Genomic DNA, 15,544 nt, shown 5'->3' with positions numbered 1-15,544 from the left:
TTGGCTTCGATGGCGGTTGCGGCGGTGGAGGCCTTGGGGCGGGGTTCCGACGCTTGCCCACGACCCGATGGCGCTCCTACGCGAGTGGGAATTCCCTCTACCTCTCGAGTGTGTCCTGTGAAAAGGCGCGGTCGAGAAGTTCGCGTTGCTCAACAAGGTGCCTCTTCATGGTACCCGCTGCGGGGCTCGCCGAGGCGGGGCGTGCGAGTACATGCAGCCGCGCGGAAATGTCGCGGGGAAGATTCATCGCGAGGTGGCCCCACGCGCCTTGATTGAGTGGCTCCTCCTGGACCCACGTGAGCGGGACGTCGCCGAATGGGGCGAGGGCGTCGCGCAGCGCGTCGCTCGGGAGCGGGGCGAGCTGCTCGAGGCGCACGATTGCCGTGGTTTCATCGCCGCGCTTCTTTCGCTCCTTGTCGAGTTCCCAGTAAATCTTGCCCGAACACAGCAGCACGCGCGTCACGCTCTCGGCGTTGCGGCCTCGGTCGGGAACCACCGGCATGAACGTTCCGGAGGTGAATTCTTCGACGCTGCTCGCTGCGGCTTTGTTCCTCAGCATCGACTTGGGCGTGAGAACGATGAGGGGGCGCTTTCGGGGGCGTTTCGCCTGTCGGCGAAGCAAGTGGAAGTAGTTCGCCGGCGTTGAGGGTGCGACGACGCGCATGTTCTGTTCGGCGCACAGTTGGAGGAGGCGTTCGGGGCGCGCGGAGCTGTGGTCGGGGCCCTGGCCTTCATACCCGTGGGGGAGCAGGAGCGTCACGCCGGAACGCTGACCCCATTTTTGCTCGCTGCTTGCGATGAACTCGTCGATGATCGTTTGGGCGCCGTTCGCAAAGTCGCCGAACTGCGCCTCCCAGAGCACGAGGGAATCGAGCGCTTCGACCGAGTAGCCGTATTCGAATCCGAGGGCCGCGAACTCGCTCAGCGAGGAATCGAACACGCTGAACGTTGCTTGCTGGCGGTCGATGTGCTGCAGCGGGGTCCACGTGTCCTGGGTTTTACCGTCGATGAACACGGCATGGCGCTGGGTAAACGTGCCGCGCCGTGAATCCTGGCCGGCGAGGCGAACCGAGCAACCTTCGACGAGGAGAGAGCCGAATGCGAGGATCTCTCCGAAGCCCCAATCAATGCCGCCTTGACGGCTCATCGCGATACGCCTGGTCGCGAGCTGCGCGATCTTGGGGTGCGGCGTGAACTCGTCGGGGTAGGCGGCGTGGGCATCGGCGATCTTCTCGAGGATGTCTCGACTCACGCCCGTGTCGAACGCGGGCACTTCGTGCGCTGGTTCGCTCGCCTGTTGCGAATCGGGCAGCTCGAGCCCGCGAACGCTCGCCCCCGTCACACGGGCGCCCGCGCGGGAGCCGGCGAAAGCGTTTTCGAGGTGAGAGTGGAAGTTCTCGACGACGCCTTGAAGCTCGTCGTCGGAGAGGTCGCCTCTCTCGAGCAGCGTTGCCGTGAACAGATTGCGTACGCTCGGCTTGTTGTCGATGATCTTGTACATGAGCGGCTGGGTCATCGACGGGTCGTCCCCCTCGTTGTGACCGCGGCGGCGGTAGCACACCATGTCGATCACGATGTCGCGGTGGAATCGCTGACGGTACGCGAATGCGATTTCGGCAGCCCGCACGACGGCCTCGGGGTCGTCGCCGTTGACATGGAAAATCGGCAGCTGCGTGCCCTTCGCGATATCGGTCGAATAGAACGAGCTGCGCGATGAATCCGGCGATGTCGTGAATCCGATTTGGTTGTTGACCACCACGTGAATCGTGCCGCCCGTGCGGTACCCGCGAAGCTCGGAAAGGTTGAGCGTTTCGGTCACGACCCCCTGGCCGGCAAACGCCGCGTCGCCGTGCACGAGGATCGGCAGGATGGGGAAGTCGAGCGTGCGGTTCGTGGAGCGGTCTTGCTTCGCGCGCACGATCCCTTCGAGAACGGGGTTGACGGCCTCGAGGTGGCTCGGGTTAGCGGCGAGGTACACCTTCGTGCTGTGGCCGTCCCACGACGTGAACGAGCCCTCGGTGCCGAGGTGGTATTTGACGTCGCCCGAACCGAGTTCATCGGCATCCTCCGTGCCTTCGAACTCCTGGAAGATCTGCGCGTGGCTTTTGCCCGCGAGATTTGCGAGGACGTTGAGACGCCCGCGGTGGGACATGCCGATGCACACTTCGTCCATCCCGGCGCGCGCAGCGCCCGACATGATGGCGTCGAGCAGCGGGATCATCGCTTCGCCACCCTCGAGCGAGAAGCGTCGCTGGCCCACGTACTTCGTTTGAAGGAACTGCTCGAAGGCCTCGGCGGCGTTGAGCCGATCCATGATGTGCGTGAGCTCTTGCTTCGTGAACGGCTCGCGAGGACACTCAATTTGCGCCTGGAACCAGAGTCGTTCTTCGGGGTCGGTGAGGTGCATGTACTCGACCCCGGTTGTGCGCGAGTAGGCATCGCGAAGCTTCTCGATGATGTCGCGAAGGGTTGCCCTGTCGGTTCCGCCGAAGCCGCGCGTGGGGAATGTGCGGTCGAGGTCCCAGAGCGTGAGGCCGTAGGTAGAGACGTCGAGGTCGGGGTGTTTCCGCTGGCGATATTGGAGAGGGTCGATGTCGGCGACGAGATGCCCGCGCGTACGGTACGCGTGGATGAGATCCATGACGTGCGCGAACTTTTCCTGCTCGGAATCTTTGAGCGGGTTGTCGGGAACCCATTGGATCGGCTCGTACGGCACGCGCATCGATGTGAAGATGCGCTCGTAGAAACCATCGAGGCCCATGAGCTTGGTCGCCATGACCTTGAGGAACTCGCCGGAGGTTGCACCCTGAATCACACGGTGGTCGTAGGTCGAGGTCAGCGTCATGACCTTTGAGATGGCGAGCTGCGCGAGGGTCTCGGGGCTCGCCCCCTGGAACGCCGCCGGGTAGTTCATGGCGCCCACGCCGACGATCACGCCCTGGCCCTTCATGAGGCGCGGCACCGAGTGGACGGTGCCGATGCCGCCGGGGTTCGTGAGCGAGACCGTCGTGTCCTCGAAGTCGGCAATCGTCAGTTGGCCCGCGCGGGCGCGCTTCACGATCCTGTCGTATTCATTGCGGAACTGCCGGAACGAGAGGCGGCCGGCGCCTTTAATGTTGGGCACGACGAGGCCACGGCGACCGTCGGCCCTGCGAATATCGATCGCGAGGCCGAAGTTGATGTCTTCGCGCGTGAGAAGTGTGGGCTTGCCGTCCCGCATTTCAAAGCCGTTGTTCATGTCGGGGACTTCGCTGATCGCCTCGACCATCGCGTAGCCGATGAGGTGGGTGAAGCTCACTTTGCCATCGCGCATGCGGCGCAGGTGTCCGTTGATGACCTCGCGGTTGTCGAACATGAGCTTGACGGGAATGTCGCGCACGCTCGTTGCCGTGGGAATCGTGAGCGACTCGTCCATGTTCTTGACGATCGCGGCGGCGGGCCCGCGCATTCGGCTCGGCTCGGGTTCGGTAGGTTCGAACGCGGTGAGGGCGGGGATTTCGGTGGTCGGGTTGCGGGGGCGGTCCGACGCTGACGAGATGCCGCTGTGGCTGTGGGTCACCGTCGACTCTTTTTCACGCGAGCAGCGTTCGGCGGGTTCGGACTTTGTAGCCGGGAGTACCTCGACGGGCTCATGGGTGTGCCCCGTTTCGGGGGGCTCGGGGCTGGGACGGGTGCCCGTGCGCGGGTGAGACGTGAAATACGCCGCCCATGTGGGGTCGACGCTGCGCGGATCCTGTTCGAACTGCGCCCGGAGCTCGTCGACGAGCCACTGGTTAGGCCCGAAGGAGTTCTCCGGTTCTTCATGCTGAGCGTCGCTCACGACCCCTCGCCCTCTTTCGATGTGGGAAACTGCTAACGTCCAACACTAACCGAGAGTACGCCCCTCAACAGAGGGGATGTTCGGTAGAACGATCCGAATCGTTGAACTCGGATCCGTCGCGCCACGCCCGGGATGGTCGATGACGTCGATCGTTCCGCCGTGCAGCTCGACGGCCCAGCGGGCGATAGCGAGGCCGAGACCCGTACCGCCGCTGTGGTCGGGGCTTCCCCCGCGCTCGAACCTTTCGAACACGGTCTCGCGGTCGGCCTCGGCGATTCCGGGGCCCTGATCGCGCACTTCGATGGCGACATGCTCGCGGTCCTCGAGCCTCCACGCCCGCACGTAGATCGTTCCTCCGCTCGGCGAATGCCGGGACGCATTGTCGAGGAGGTTCGCGATGACCTGTTGGATGCGTGCGGGATCGGCATCAACGGTCAACTCTTGCGGCCGCACGTCGATCACGAAGCGCACGTCGCGCTCTTGGGTGCGGGCGGCAAGCTGAGCGGTATCGACAGCCTCATGCAAAAACGGCGTGAGCTCAATCCGCTCGCGTTCGATATCCACGACTCCCGCCTCGAGTCTCGAAAGGTCGAGCAGGTGGGTCACGAGCCTCGTGAGGCGCTCGGTCTCGCTGAGCGCGATCGCGAGGCTTTCGGTCGTGGCGGGGGTAACGCCGTCGACCATATTTTCGAGCTGGCCCCTCAGTGCCGCGACGGGCGTGCGCAGTTCATGGGAGACGTTGGCGACGAGGTCTCTGCGTAGCTCGTCCGTGCGGGCGAGCTCGGCGGACATCGAGTTGAAGGCCGACGCTAGCTGGCCCACCTCGTCGCGAGATTTTGTCGTGACACGCCTGCCATAGTCACCCATCGCCATCGCTTTAGCGGCGACGGTCATTTCCCGCAAGGGGCGCGTCATGCCACGCGCGAGGATCTGGGTGACAAGGAGCGCGGCGAAAACCGTGAGGGGAATGAAAAGCAGGGGGCTCAGTCCTGCGGCCGATCCGGCCCAACCGAGGAGGGCAGCAACGAGCACGGAGACGGCAACGATGACCCCGAGTTTGACCTTGAACGCGCCAAAGCGCTGAAGGGGCGATCCGTCGAGAGCCTGCGTCGGAACCTTCACGCGAGCGAGCCCTCCGGAACTTCGAGCGCGTACCCGACTCCGTGCACGGTCCTCACAAGATCGCTGCCGAGTTTGCGGCGGAGCGCCTTGACATGGGAATCAACCGTCCGCGTGCCCGTAGCGTCCACCCAGTCCCACACGTCTTCGAGGAGCTGCTCGCGCGTGAGCACGGTGCCGGGGGCGAGAGCGAGGCACACGAGGAGGTCGTATTCGGTGGGGGTGAGGTGTGCCTCGGTTCCGCCCCGCGTGACTCGCCTCGAATCGCGGTCGATGTGGAGGTCGCCGAGCTCGATCGTGGAGGGCGCATTGGCGGTTGCGGGTGCGGAGGAGCTTCGGCGCACGCGCCGCACGAGAGCCTTGAGTCGCGCGACGAGTTCGCGCATCGAGAAGGGCTTGGTCATGTAGTCGTCGGCGCCCACACCGAGCCCCACGAGCATGTCGGCCTCTTCATCGCGGGCCGTGAGCATGAGCACCCCGAACTCGCCGAGACCGCGGACTCGCCTGCACACTTCGAGACCATCGAAGCCTGGGAGCATGACGTCAAGGACGACGGCATCGGGCTTGAAGTTCTCGATCGCCGTGACGCCCGAGGGGCCATCGTGAGCGATTGCGACTGCCCACCCTTCGGCGCTCAGGCGGTCGCTGATCGTGCGCGCGATCGTGCGCTCATCCTCGACAACGACGATCCGGGCGTGTTGCTCCGCGGCGCTCGCGGGGGTGATTGAGGTCCTCATCATGCTCCCAAGCCTATTGTGTGAATCGACCCGTCACTGTGAAGGAATCGTGCACTATAGTGGCGCCTACGATGAACGAGAACGATTCACCCCCTCGAAGTTGCATGCCCCCTCACCGAGGTCGCTCGTGCGGCGCTTCATTCCTGTGTGTCGTGAGCGGTGAGCGGGCATCATGACCTGGATCCTCCTCGGCGTGGGGCTTCTCCTCACCGCCGGCACCGCTATTTTTGTGGCCTCTGAGTTCTCCCTCGTTGCGCTCGATAAGCACACGGTTGAAAAGGCCGTGGCGCGCGGTGATAAAGGCGCGAGGGGCGTCATGAGCGCTCTCACGCACCTTTCCACGAACCTTTCGGGTGCCCAGGTGGGTATCACCATCACGACGTTGATCTTCGGTTTCGCGGTTAAAGACCCGCTGACCGAAGTCCTCTCGAGCCTACTCGCCTTCACCGGCATGGAAGCATCACTTGTCGCCACCACTGCGCTCACTCTCGCGATGGTGCTCTCCTACGGTTTCTCGGTCGTGTTCGGTGAGCTCATCCCCAAGAACCTTGCGATCGCCGCGCCTTTTGAAACGGCGAAGATCGTGGCGCCCCTTCAGCACGGCTTCACGATCGCGCTCAAGCCGCTCATCATGATGTTCAACGCGACCGCGAACTTCTTTTTGCGCTTGCTTGGAGTCGAGCCGCAAGAGGAGCTCTCGGCTGCGCGCTCACCCGCCGAGCTCGATTCGCTCGTGAGGCACTCGGCCCAGGCGGGCACGCTCGATGAGGGCACGGCGATTCTTCTTTCGCGCACGCTACAGCTGGCCGATCGCACTGCCGCCGACGTGATGACGCACCGCGGTGCGATGATCAGCATCGATATGAGCGAGCCGGCGTCGGAAGTGCTCGCCCTCACCGCTGACTCCGGCAAGTCCCGCTTTCCCGTGACTGACGAGAGCGAAGATGACGTTGTGGGTATCGTGCAGGCGCGCCAGGCGATCAAGCTTCCTCGCTCCGCACGCTCGAGCACGAGCGTGAAAGAGATTATGAGCGAGGTCGTACGGGTTCCTGAAACCGTCGGTCTTGATTCTCTGCTCGAGGACCTCCGCGCCCAGGGTGCGCAGCTCGCCGTCGTGATCGACGAGTACGGCGGAACCGCCGGGATCGTCACCCTTGAAGACGTAATCGAAGAGATCGTGGGCGAGGTATCTGACGAGCACGACACCGACGAGCCCGAACGCTTCGCGCAGGGCGGGATCGACGAGTGGACCCTCTCGGGCCTTATGCGTCCCGACGAAATTCGCCGCGATATGGGCGTGATCATTCCTGAATCGCCCGACTACGAGACGCTCGGCGGGCTCATCATGGACCGTCTCGAGCGACTCCCGCGGGTTGGTGACGTCGTGGAGGTCCCCGGCGTACGATTCGCGGTCACTGCGCTCGACGGCCGACGCGTGGACACGGTCGATATGAAACTGCTCTCGGACGAAGCGCGTGCACGCGTTGACGACGAGGAGGGGGACGACCATGAGTGATCTTTCCGCGCTCCTCATCGGCCTTGCGATGCTCGCTGGTAACGCCTACTTCGTGGGGGCCGAGTTTGCCGTCATGAGTGTGCGCCGCAGTCAGCTCGAGCCACTCGCGGCCGAAGGCAAGTCCGGCGCGAAGACGGCGCTGTGGGCGATCCAGCATGTCTCGCTCATGCTCGCAACCGCCCAGTTCGGCGTGACCGTGTGCTCCGTGACGCTCGGTGCGGTTGCAGAACCCGCGATCGCGCACTTGATTGAACCGATCTTCGAGAGTTTCAACGTTCCCGAGGCGCTCGTGCACCCGATCTCGTTCACGATTGCGCTTCTGATCGCGAGCTACCTTCACGTGGTGCTCGGCGAAATGGTGCCGAAGAACCTTTCGATCGCGCTTCCGGTGGGCTCGGCGCGGCTCCTCGCACCCCCGCTCGTGTGGCTTACCAAGATTCTCCGACCCGTGATTTGGCTTCTCAATGCCACCGCGAACGCCTCGCTGCGTCTCATCGGAGTTGAGCCACAAAACGAAGTATCCTCACAGTTCACGGCCGAGGACATCGCCGCGATCGTGGACGAATCTGAACGCGAGGGGCTCCTTGACGATGAACAGGGTCTGCTCAAGGGAGCGATCCAATTCTCCGATCACGTTGCGGGTGATGTCATGGTGCCCATGGATGATGTGGTGACCGTCGGCTACGGCATCACCCCCCAGGAGTTCGAGGAGATCGTGGCGCGCACGGGCTTCAGCCGCCTCGGCGTGAAGAACGATGCGGGGGACCTCGTGGGCTACCTGCACCTCAAGGACATGATCGTGCTCGATGACGAGGACCCGGCCGTCTACACCACACCGGTAAGCCCCGGGAAGGTGCGCGCGGTCGTGTCGGTTGCCGACGACGACGACGTGGAAGAGGTGTTGCGCGCGATGCAGTACAACGGTGCGCACATGGCTCGCGTCGACTCCGCGAACCATCGCAGCGTGGGCGCGGTATTCCTCGAGGACGTCCTTGAAGAGCTCGTGGGCGAAGTCAATGACGTCATGCAGCGTCAGCGGCTCGGGGGATCGCGACCGACGGCCGCGCGCCCCTCACCCGCACAGTAAAGACGTGTGACGCTCGACACGGGTGACTGTGGGCAGTTAAGTGCTGTGGAGGGGCTTTGCGCGCCTGAACCGTGATGGGAGAGACGCCGACGGTAAAAATTCGGCAATCACTCGGCCAGGTGGGACGGTTGGGGCTCTTCGCGGGCCTACGTTAGTAGTGGCTTGAAAAGCGGAGCTTCCCCCTCCGCAAGAGCTCGCGCGAGAGATGCTCGCGCGACCACCGAACATTGGCAAGGCAGAAGGACACTCAACGTGGCGAAGCATCGCGCAGCCGGAAGGGCACAGATGAGGCCCCTCCAGCCGGCACAGGGGACACGACGCAACTCGGAGGCTGCGAGCTCGGCCATGAAGGTCGGCGTTGTGGGCGCCCTCGCCACGGCGACAATTGCCGTTCCTCTCGCCGCTGCCGCCGCCGATCAGGGCACGGCCCTTCCCTCGAGTGTCGAGGCCACATCGCAGCCCGTTGCCTCCAAGGCGCAGGACGTTGCTTCGCCAGCCCCCGCCGCAAAGGCGGCGATCCCCGCGGCCACCCAGACTGACCAGATTAGCTACGCGGATACCACCATCGAGGGGAATCTTGAGGTGAAGGCTGATTCGCCTCTCACCGCAAGTGGTCTCAATGCTGGCGATGTTGCCGGCGAGGGCCAGTGGCAAAAGCCCACTCCCGGCGCGCCTATAACGTCGCCATTTGGCTACCGTATTCACCCGACCCTCGGGTACCGCAAGATGCACGATGGCGTTGACTTCGGTGCGAACTGTGGCACCCCCGTCTACGCCGCTGAGTCCGGCACCGCCTCGCTCGCCGGTTACAAGAGCTCCGCGAGCGGCAATGCCGTCGTGATTGATCATGGCAACGGCGTGGAAACCGAGTACTACCACCTTTCATCCGTATCTGTGAGCGCTGGTGACACGATCGAGAAGGGCCAGCAGGTGGGAACCGTAGGCTCCACCGGCCGGTCGACGGGATGCCACCTTCACTTTGGCTTGCAGAAGGGCGAAAGCCACGTCGATCCGATGTCGCTGTGGCGTTGAGCCCGGTCGTTCTTGGAGTCGAGTCCTCGTGCGATGAGACCGGCTTCGGCATTGTCAGTGAGGGAAAGCTTCTAGGTCAGGGGCTTGCCTCGTCCGCTTCGAAGCACGCGGAATTTGGGGGAGTGGTTCCCGAGATCGCGGCACGTGCTCACCTCGATGCGGTTGTCCCCACTCTCCAGATCGCGCTTCAAGACGCGGGCGTTGAACCGAAAGACATCACGCACGTGGCAGCAACATCCGGCCCCGGCCTCGCTACGGCTGTGCACGTGGGGCTTGCAGCGGCAAAGTCGATTGCGTGGGCTCTCGACGTTCCGCTCTACGGCGTGCACCACCTCGCTGGGCACGCTGCCGCGGACACGCTCGAACACGGGCCACTTCCCGAACACAGCATCATCCTGATTGTCTCGGGCGGTCACACGTCGATTCTCGAAGTTCGCGACCTCGTTCGTGACCCGATCGTGCACCTTGGTGACACGCTCGATGACGCCGCGGGTGAGGCCTTCGATAAGGTTTCCCGCCTGCTCGGTCTCGGTTACCCCGGCGGTCCCGCAATCTCGAAGGCTGCCCTCGAGGGGGACCGCGAGGCGTTCCGGTTCCCGCGCGCGATGCTCCGTGCGGGTGATCACCCGTACACGTTCTCGTTCTCGGGAGTGAAGACGGCCGTGGCCCGGACCGTGGAGCAGATCGAGCGCACCGGCGCCGCTGTTCCCGTCGCGGACATTGCTGCATCCTTCGAGGAGGCGGTCGTAGACGTGCTCGTGACCAAGGCTGTGAAGGCGTGCCAGGAGAAGAAGCTGAGCACCCTCGTCATGGTTGGTGGCGTCGCCGCGAACCGGCATCTTCGCAAGAAGGCGCAGGAGCAGTGCGACAAGCTCGGCATTGAGCTTCGTGTGCCACCGCCGAGCCTGTGCACCGACAACGGCGCGATGATTGCCGCCGTCGGCGATCTTCTTGTGCGCAGCGGCGCCGAGCCGAGTGGCCTCGGTATCGCGGCGGATCCGTCGGCGGTTCTTCACGGCGCCCAGCTGCCTGTTCCCGCCTAGCGCATCACGTTTCGCGCCCTCAGGGCGCGCCCCGTGCCCGATCTTGCTAGACTGGCACGGTTGCCCGCGTAGCTCAGTGGATAGAGCGTCTGCCTCCGGAGCAGAAGGTCGTAGGTTCGAATCCTGTCGCGGGCGCCATCACCCCCTTTGTTTCGTCGTGCTAGGTTTTTCCTATGACGGATACCGAGTGGGCGCCGGCTCTGACGATCAACGGTGAAACCTCGTACGAGGCTAAGCGTGAGTGCGAAATCGGCTTAGAGCGCACCATCGAGCGCATGGACGGGGAGAACCTCCACTCGCTCGTGCTATGGCACTACCCGGCAGACGAGGAGTTTGCCAGCCCCGACTATCTCGACCAGTACCTTCAGTGCGCGGGCACTGCCGAGCGCCTCACGATCGAATTTCGTTACACCAGGTCCGACGGCACCTACGTGCACTTTGTTCTTTGTCGTGAAGAGCCGGAGGGCGATGAAACCTCGGCGATCCATCCCCGCTACCCGAGCATCCAGGTTTATCCCGAAGACGTCTGGACCGCAGCAGAAGCCGCCCCCATCTTCGATTACTACGCTCGCGAAGTGATGATTCCCGATTGGGTGCTGGGGCGCGAGCTTGACGTGTAAATCTCAAAGGCTTCCCATGCTGAGCGACTCTTTGACGCGGTCTTAGGGTGTCGTCGTGGCAGAAACGGGGATGGCGACCGATGGTCGGCTCGAATCCCGGCATGGACTGCCAAAGAGTTCCAATGGTCTTCGACTTCAACGCCGAAACGGCGGGTGATTCGCAGGGCATTGTTGCGAATCTGCGCACCATGTGGTGTAGCTTCCGCGGGTCAGCTTCGCAGCACCCCGAGAAGTTTCGCGTCGGCGCCGGCGCCGAATCTCTGCTAGTATGATGCCAACAGTTCAGCCCGCCACGGCAGTAGTTGTGAGTGGGCTGGATTTCTATCTGGCAAAGAGGTGCAGGCCTTGTGAGTAGGTCGCTTAAACCCGCGATGAAACTCGATCAAGCACTCAAAGCGCGCGGTAGCACCAATGTGTTCGAGGTCCTCCGCGCCGAGTTCGTCGCGAACGCCCTGCCAGTCTATGGGGTGCTCTTCGAACGCGTCGCCACCTACGCGATGCAGAACTACTAGGAGATTGGTCCCGCGCGAAAGGTGAAACCTTGAGGCCTAAAGTTTCACGAACGCTTCGGCGGTGACACTTTAGGCCCTAAAGTGTCACGCCCGCCTTACTCCGCACGCTTCGCAAGCAGCTGCGCGAGCAGCTCCTTCACCTCTTCGGGATCGGCGATGCGGAAGCTCGCCGCGGTCTCGCCGCCGCCCACCTTGATGGTGAGGTCGCTTTCGCTGGCGCGGTGGAACACGGACTCGTCGGTCACATCATCGCCCAGGTAGAGCCACGCGTCGCACGCACACGCACGGGCAAGCGCTTCGATCGCTTCGCCCTTCGTCGCGGGGATCACCGAGAACTCCACCACGGCCTTTCCTGGCGTGACCTTTGCGTGGCGGATCGAGCGTGCATACTCGAGGGCTTCTTCGGTCGCGTTCGCGGCGCCGCGGCCCTTCGCGTTGCGCGTGTGGAGCACGGCGGCCGTGGGCTTTTTCTCTACCTCGGTACCCGGGTACTTGCGGGAAATCCGCTCGAGAGCCGCCGTGATGGTCTCCAGCTGCGAGCGGCGCTCATCCGTCATCGAGAGCGACGAGGAATCGAGAATGCCCGCATCCATGCTCTCGGGAAGCGCCCCCACCTCGGCACCGTGCGAGCCAATCAGCACAACCGAACTCGGCATTTCCGTGAGCGAATCGAGATCTTCGAGAGAACGGCCCGATACGAGGGCAACGTTCGTGCCGTCGAGGCCCGAAAGGGAGCGAAGCGCCTGAAGCGATTCGGGAAGGGCGCGCGCCTCATCGCGGTTCGCCACGATCGGTGCGAGAACTCCGTCGAAATCCGAAGCGACCAGCACGCGCGGCGTTGCTGCGAAAGACTCGAGTGCAGAATCGAGCTCGGCGCGAGGTGGGCAAGTGTCGGCACTGAGAGTGGGGCGAGCCGGAGCCTTCCTGGCTTCCGCACTGCGATTCCCGCCCATGCGCTCGAGTGATTCGAGGAAGTCAGCTGCCCACCGCTGCACGTCGTGATCAAACACCTGGCGGCGAAGCGAACGCATGTTGTCTTGCTGCTCCTCCTCGCTCATCGCGAGCGCGTGGAGGATCGCCGATTTGAGCTCGTCAATGTCGTGTGGGTTCACGAGGGTCGCGGCGCGAAGCTCATCGGCGGCGCCCGTGAACTCCGAAAGCACGAGAACGCCGCGCTCATCGATGCGCGAGGCGATGTATTCCTTCGCCACGAGGTTCATGCCGTCGCGAAGGCTCGTCACGAGCACCACGTCCGCGCACATGTACAGCGCGGTCATGTCGGTGCGGGGGAACGTGCGGTGCATGTACGAGATGGCGGGGCGGCCAATCGGGGCGAAGTCACCGTTGAGACGGCCGACGGTCAGCTCGATCTCATCGCGCAGCTGCTTATAGGCGTCGACCCTCTCGCGCGAGGGGGTCGCGACCTGGATCATCGTGACCTCGTGCGGGTCGATCGCGCCGTCGTTGAGGAGCTCGCCGTAGGCCTTGAGGCGGTGGCGGATGCCTTTCGTGTAATCGAGGCGATCCACGCCGAGCACAACCTTCTTCGGGTTGCCGAGCTGCTCGCGAATTTCCTTCGCCCGCGCGAGCACAGCCGGGTCCTTCGTGAGCTCGTCGTACACGCTCACGTCAATGGAGATCGGGAAGCAGCGCGCTTCGACCGTCCGGTCGTCTTCAAGGCCGAGGCCCGGGACGATGATCTGGTGCTCGTTCGCGCGGTAGCCGAGGATCTGCCGCACACACGTCGTGAAGTTGATGGCATCCCGCTCGCGCTGGAAGCCGAGCAGATCCGCGCCGAGCAGACCCCGCAAAACCGAGTCTCGCTTTGGCAGCTGCGCGAAAAGCTCGAACGGGGGGAAGGGAATGTGGTTGAACCAGCCGATCGTCACGTCCGGGCGGAGGCTGCGGATCATCTCGGGAACCAGTTGTAGCTGGTAGTCGTGCACCCAGATCGTGCCACCCTCGGCCGTTGCGGCGGCAGCGGCCTTCGCGAACTTCCGGTTCGCCTCGACGTAGACGTCCCACCAGGTGCGGTGAAAGTTCGGGTCGGCGATCACGTCGTGGTAGAGCGGCCACAGCGTGTCGTTCGAGAAGCCCTCGTAGTATTTTTCGACTTCTTCGGCCGTGAGGGGCACGGGCACGAGATGCATGGTGTCGATGTCGAACGGATCGATGTCTTCACCTGCGCCGCCGGCCCAGCCAACCCACGCGGCCGATTCCGCGTTGCGCATGACCGACTCCATCGCAGTGACGAGACCGCCCGGGCTCGTGACCCACTCGGTCGAACCATCGGGAGCCGTTTTGCGATCGACCGGGAGGCGATTGGCGACGACAACGAGGGATGCGCGGGACATGATGCTCCTTTTCCGAGGCGCGTGCTTCACCTCCTGACGCTACCAATCCCGGATGGATGCTTATGTAAAGGCGTTCGTCTTTGCACGTGGACACGACCTCGGAGCCGCGGGGCCTCGACCTAGGGTTTTGGCCAACGAATGTCCCCTAGAGCAAGGAGTAGACATGCGCGCACACGAGGCGGGAGCCCTCCACGGGAACGATCTCGTTCCCCAGTGGTTGCCCTACCCGAGCGACGTCAACCACCTGATCGACGGGCTCTGGAGCGAGAAGACGACGCGCAACGAAAGCGGCGAGGTCGAGATCGCGGGCGTTGGCGTGGGCGAGATTAAGGAGCGGTTCGGTACGCCCACCTTCGTGATCGACGAAGAGGATTTCCGCTCCCGCGCGAGGCTCTTCCGCGCAACGTTCGAGAAGGCTTTCGCACCGCTCGCCGGGGTGGACATGAGCTACGCGAGCAAGGCCTTCCTCTCCATGGCGGTCGCGCGGTGGGTACGCGAGGAGGGGCTCGGGTTAGACGTGTGCTCGGGTGGGGAACTCGCGATCGCGCTGCGCGCGGGGTCCGACGCCAGCCGCCTCACCTTCCACGGAAACAACAAGAGCGATGCTGAGCTCACCCTCGCCATCGAGACCAGAGTTGGACGCATCGTGATCGATTCTCTCGACGAGATCGACCGCCTTAATGCCATTGCCGCTCGCCTAGGGGCCTCCCAGCCGGTGCTGTTGCGCGTGACTTCGGGAGTTGAAGCCCACACACACGAGTTCATCTCGACCGCGCACGAGGATCAGAAGTTTGGCATATCGATTACGACGGGGGACGCACTCGAGGCGATCCGTCGCGTCGAGGCCGCGGACGCGCTCAGGCTCGAGGGCCTGCATTCGCACATCGGCTCGCAGATCTTCGATACCAACGGCTTCGAGGTCGCGGCGAGGCGCGTGCTCACCCTCGCGAAGGAAGGGCGCGAGGCGATCGGACGCCCTCTTACCCACATCGTTCTCGGCGGCGGCTTCGGGGTGATGTACACAACCCAAAACACGCCCCGAACGGCCGAGCAACTGGCTGAGCAGCTCGCCGCGATCGTCGAAAACTCCTGCCGCGCACTTCAGCTGGAGATCCCAAGGCTCGGCTTCGAGCCGGGTCGCGCGATCGCTGGCCCTTCGACCCAAACGCTCTACACGGTGGGAACGCTCAAGGATGTCGAGCTCGGCGCCGGGCAACAGCGCCTCTACGTCTCGATCGACGGGGGCATGAGTGACAACATCCGTACAGCCCTCTACGACGCTGACTACTCGTGCCTGCTGTCCAATCGCACCTCCGAGGTCGAGCCTCGCGTTGTGCGCGTCGTCGGCAAACACTGTGAAAGTGGCGACATTGTCGTGAAAGATGAATACCTGCCCGCGGACGTGAAGCGAGGAGATCTCATCTCCGTGCCCGTCACGGGTGCCTACTGCTACGCGCTCGCCTCTAACTACAACTGTGCGTTGAAGCCCGCCGTCGTCTCCGTCAAAGACGGCGAGGTGAGCGAGATGATCCGCCGCGAAACTCTCGAGGACCTGCTCGCGCGCGACCTGGGGTAACGGTAGGGGAGAGGACAGCGTCGGGCCCTCGTCCCCGACACTCGCTACGCTTGAGGTGATGCACGCACGCGATAAGCCCGTGCGAGTGAGTAAGCGAAGCGCCGCGAGCACCACCGCGCGCAAGAGAG

Annotated in this window: 12 protein-coding genes and 1 tRNA gene; 9 read left to right on the top strand and 4 right to left on the bottom strand. The window is 63.8% G+C overall.

The features are described from left to right. Positions 1–97 precede the first annotated feature (97 nt). From FXY94_RS09600 to FXY94_RS09590, 3 genes are read right to left on the bottom strand one after another with little or no spacing between them, the layout of a single operon-like run. Positions 98–3,820, bottom strand: a complete 3,723-nt coding sequence (locus FXY94_RS09600; RefSeq protein WP_016664836.1) for a multifunctional oxoglutarate decarboxylase/oxoglutarate dehydrogenase thiamine pyrophosphate-binding subunit/dihydrolipoyllysine-residue succinyltransferase subunit — start codon at positions 3,818–3,820, stop codon at positions 98–100. A gap of 45 nt (positions 3,821–3,865) precedes the next feature. Continuing rightward, positions 3,866–4,942 (bottom strand): HAMP domain-containing sensor histidine kinase, encoded by a 1,077-nt coding sequence (locus FXY94_RS09595; protein ID WP_016664835.1) that lies wholly within the window; start codon positions 4,940–4,942, stop codon positions 3,866–3,868. Further along, a complete protein-coding gene (locus FXY94_RS09590; protein WP_016664834.1) occupies positions 4,939–5,679 on the bottom strand; it encodes a response regulator transcription factor in 741 nt (246 codons plus the stop codon). Before FXY94_RS09590 ends, FXY94_RS09595 begins: the two co-directional genes overlap by 4 nt. A 169-nt stretch (positions 5,680–5,848) precedes the next feature. Between FXY94_RS09590 and FXY94_RS09585 the strand changes: the two genes are divergently transcribed. From FXY94_RS09585 to FXY94_RS10835, 8 genes are all read left to right on the top strand, one after another. Beyond that, complete coding sequence (locus FXY94_RS09585; RefSeq protein WP_016664833.1) at positions 5,849–7,192, top strand: hemolysin family protein; 1,344 nt, start codon at positions 5,849–5,851, stop codon at positions 7,190–7,192. Next, positions 7,185–8,279, top strand: a complete 1,095-nt coding sequence (locus FXY94_RS09580) for a hemolysin family protein (protein WP_016664832.1) — start codon at positions 7,185–7,187, stop codon at positions 8,277–8,279. Before FXY94_RS09585 ends, FXY94_RS09580 begins: the two co-directional genes overlap by 8 nt. A 252-nt stretch (positions 8,280–8,531) precedes the next feature. Next, the gene (locus tag FXY94_RS09575) at positions 8,532–9,311 is read left to right on the top strand and encodes a M23 family metallopeptidase (protein ID WP_016664831.1); all 780 of its coding nucleotides are present in this window, start codon (positions 8,532–8,534) and stop codon (positions 9,309–9,311) included. Further along, a complete protein-coding gene (gene tsaD, locus FXY94_RS09570) occupies positions 9,302–10,354 on the top strand; it encodes a tRNA (adenosine(37)-N6)-threonylcarbamoyltransferase complex transferase subunit TsaD (RefSeq protein ID WP_016664830.1) in 1,053 nt (350 codons plus the stop codon). The genes FXY94_RS09575 and tsaD overlap by 10 nt, the downstream gene beginning before the upstream one ends. A 62-nt stretch (positions 10,355–10,416) precedes the next feature. After that, a tRNA-Arg gene (locus FXY94_RS09565) sits at positions 10,417–10,492 on the top strand. Positions 10,493–10,527: 35 nt separating this feature from the next. Then, complete coding sequence (locus tag FXY94_RS09560) at positions 10,528–10,974, top strand: hypothetical protein (protein ID WP_016664829.1); 447 nt, start codon at positions 10,528–10,530, stop codon at positions 10,972–10,974. A gap of 101 nt (positions 10,975–11,075) precedes the next feature. Then, the gene (locus tag FXY94_RS11045; RefSeq protein ID WP_156979628.1) at positions 11,076–11,246 is read left to right on the top strand and encodes a hypothetical protein; all 171 of its coding nucleotides are present in this window, start codon (positions 11,076–11,078) and stop codon (positions 11,244–11,246) included. Between the two features lie 75 nt (positions 11,247–11,321). After that, on the top strand, positions 11,322–11,486 hold the full coding sequence (locus tag FXY94_RS10835) for a hypothetical protein (protein WP_016664827.1): 165 nt from the start codon (positions 11,322–11,324) through the stop codon (positions 11,484–11,486). Between the two features lie 95 nt (positions 11,487–11,581). Here FXY94_RS10835 and FXY94_RS09555 read toward each other — a convergent pair whose 3' ends face one another. Further along, complete coding sequence (locus FXY94_RS09555; RefSeq protein ID WP_016664826.1) at positions 11,582–13,840, bottom strand: bifunctional alpha,alpha-trehalose-phosphate synthase (UDP-forming)/trehalose-phosphatase; 2,259 nt, start codon at positions 13,838–13,840, stop codon at positions 11,582–11,584. A gap of 163 nt (positions 13,841–14,003) precedes the next feature. On the opposite strand from FXY94_RS09555, the gene lysA reads away from it, so the two are divergent. After that, entirely contained in the window at positions 14,004–15,416 is a 1,413-nt protein-coding gene (gene lysA / locus FXY94_RS09550) for a diaminopimelate decarboxylase (RefSeq protein WP_016664825.1), read from the top strand. The last annotated feature ends 128 nt before the right edge of the window (positions 15,417–15,544 follow it).

Source organism: Dermabacter jinjuensis (genome assembly GCF_902381725.1).
Classification (GTDB): Bacteria; Actinomycetota; Actinomycetes; order Actinomycetales; family Dermabacteraceae; genus Dermabacter; species Dermabacter hominis.
This window is presented reverse-complemented; position numbering and strand designations above follow the sequence as displayed.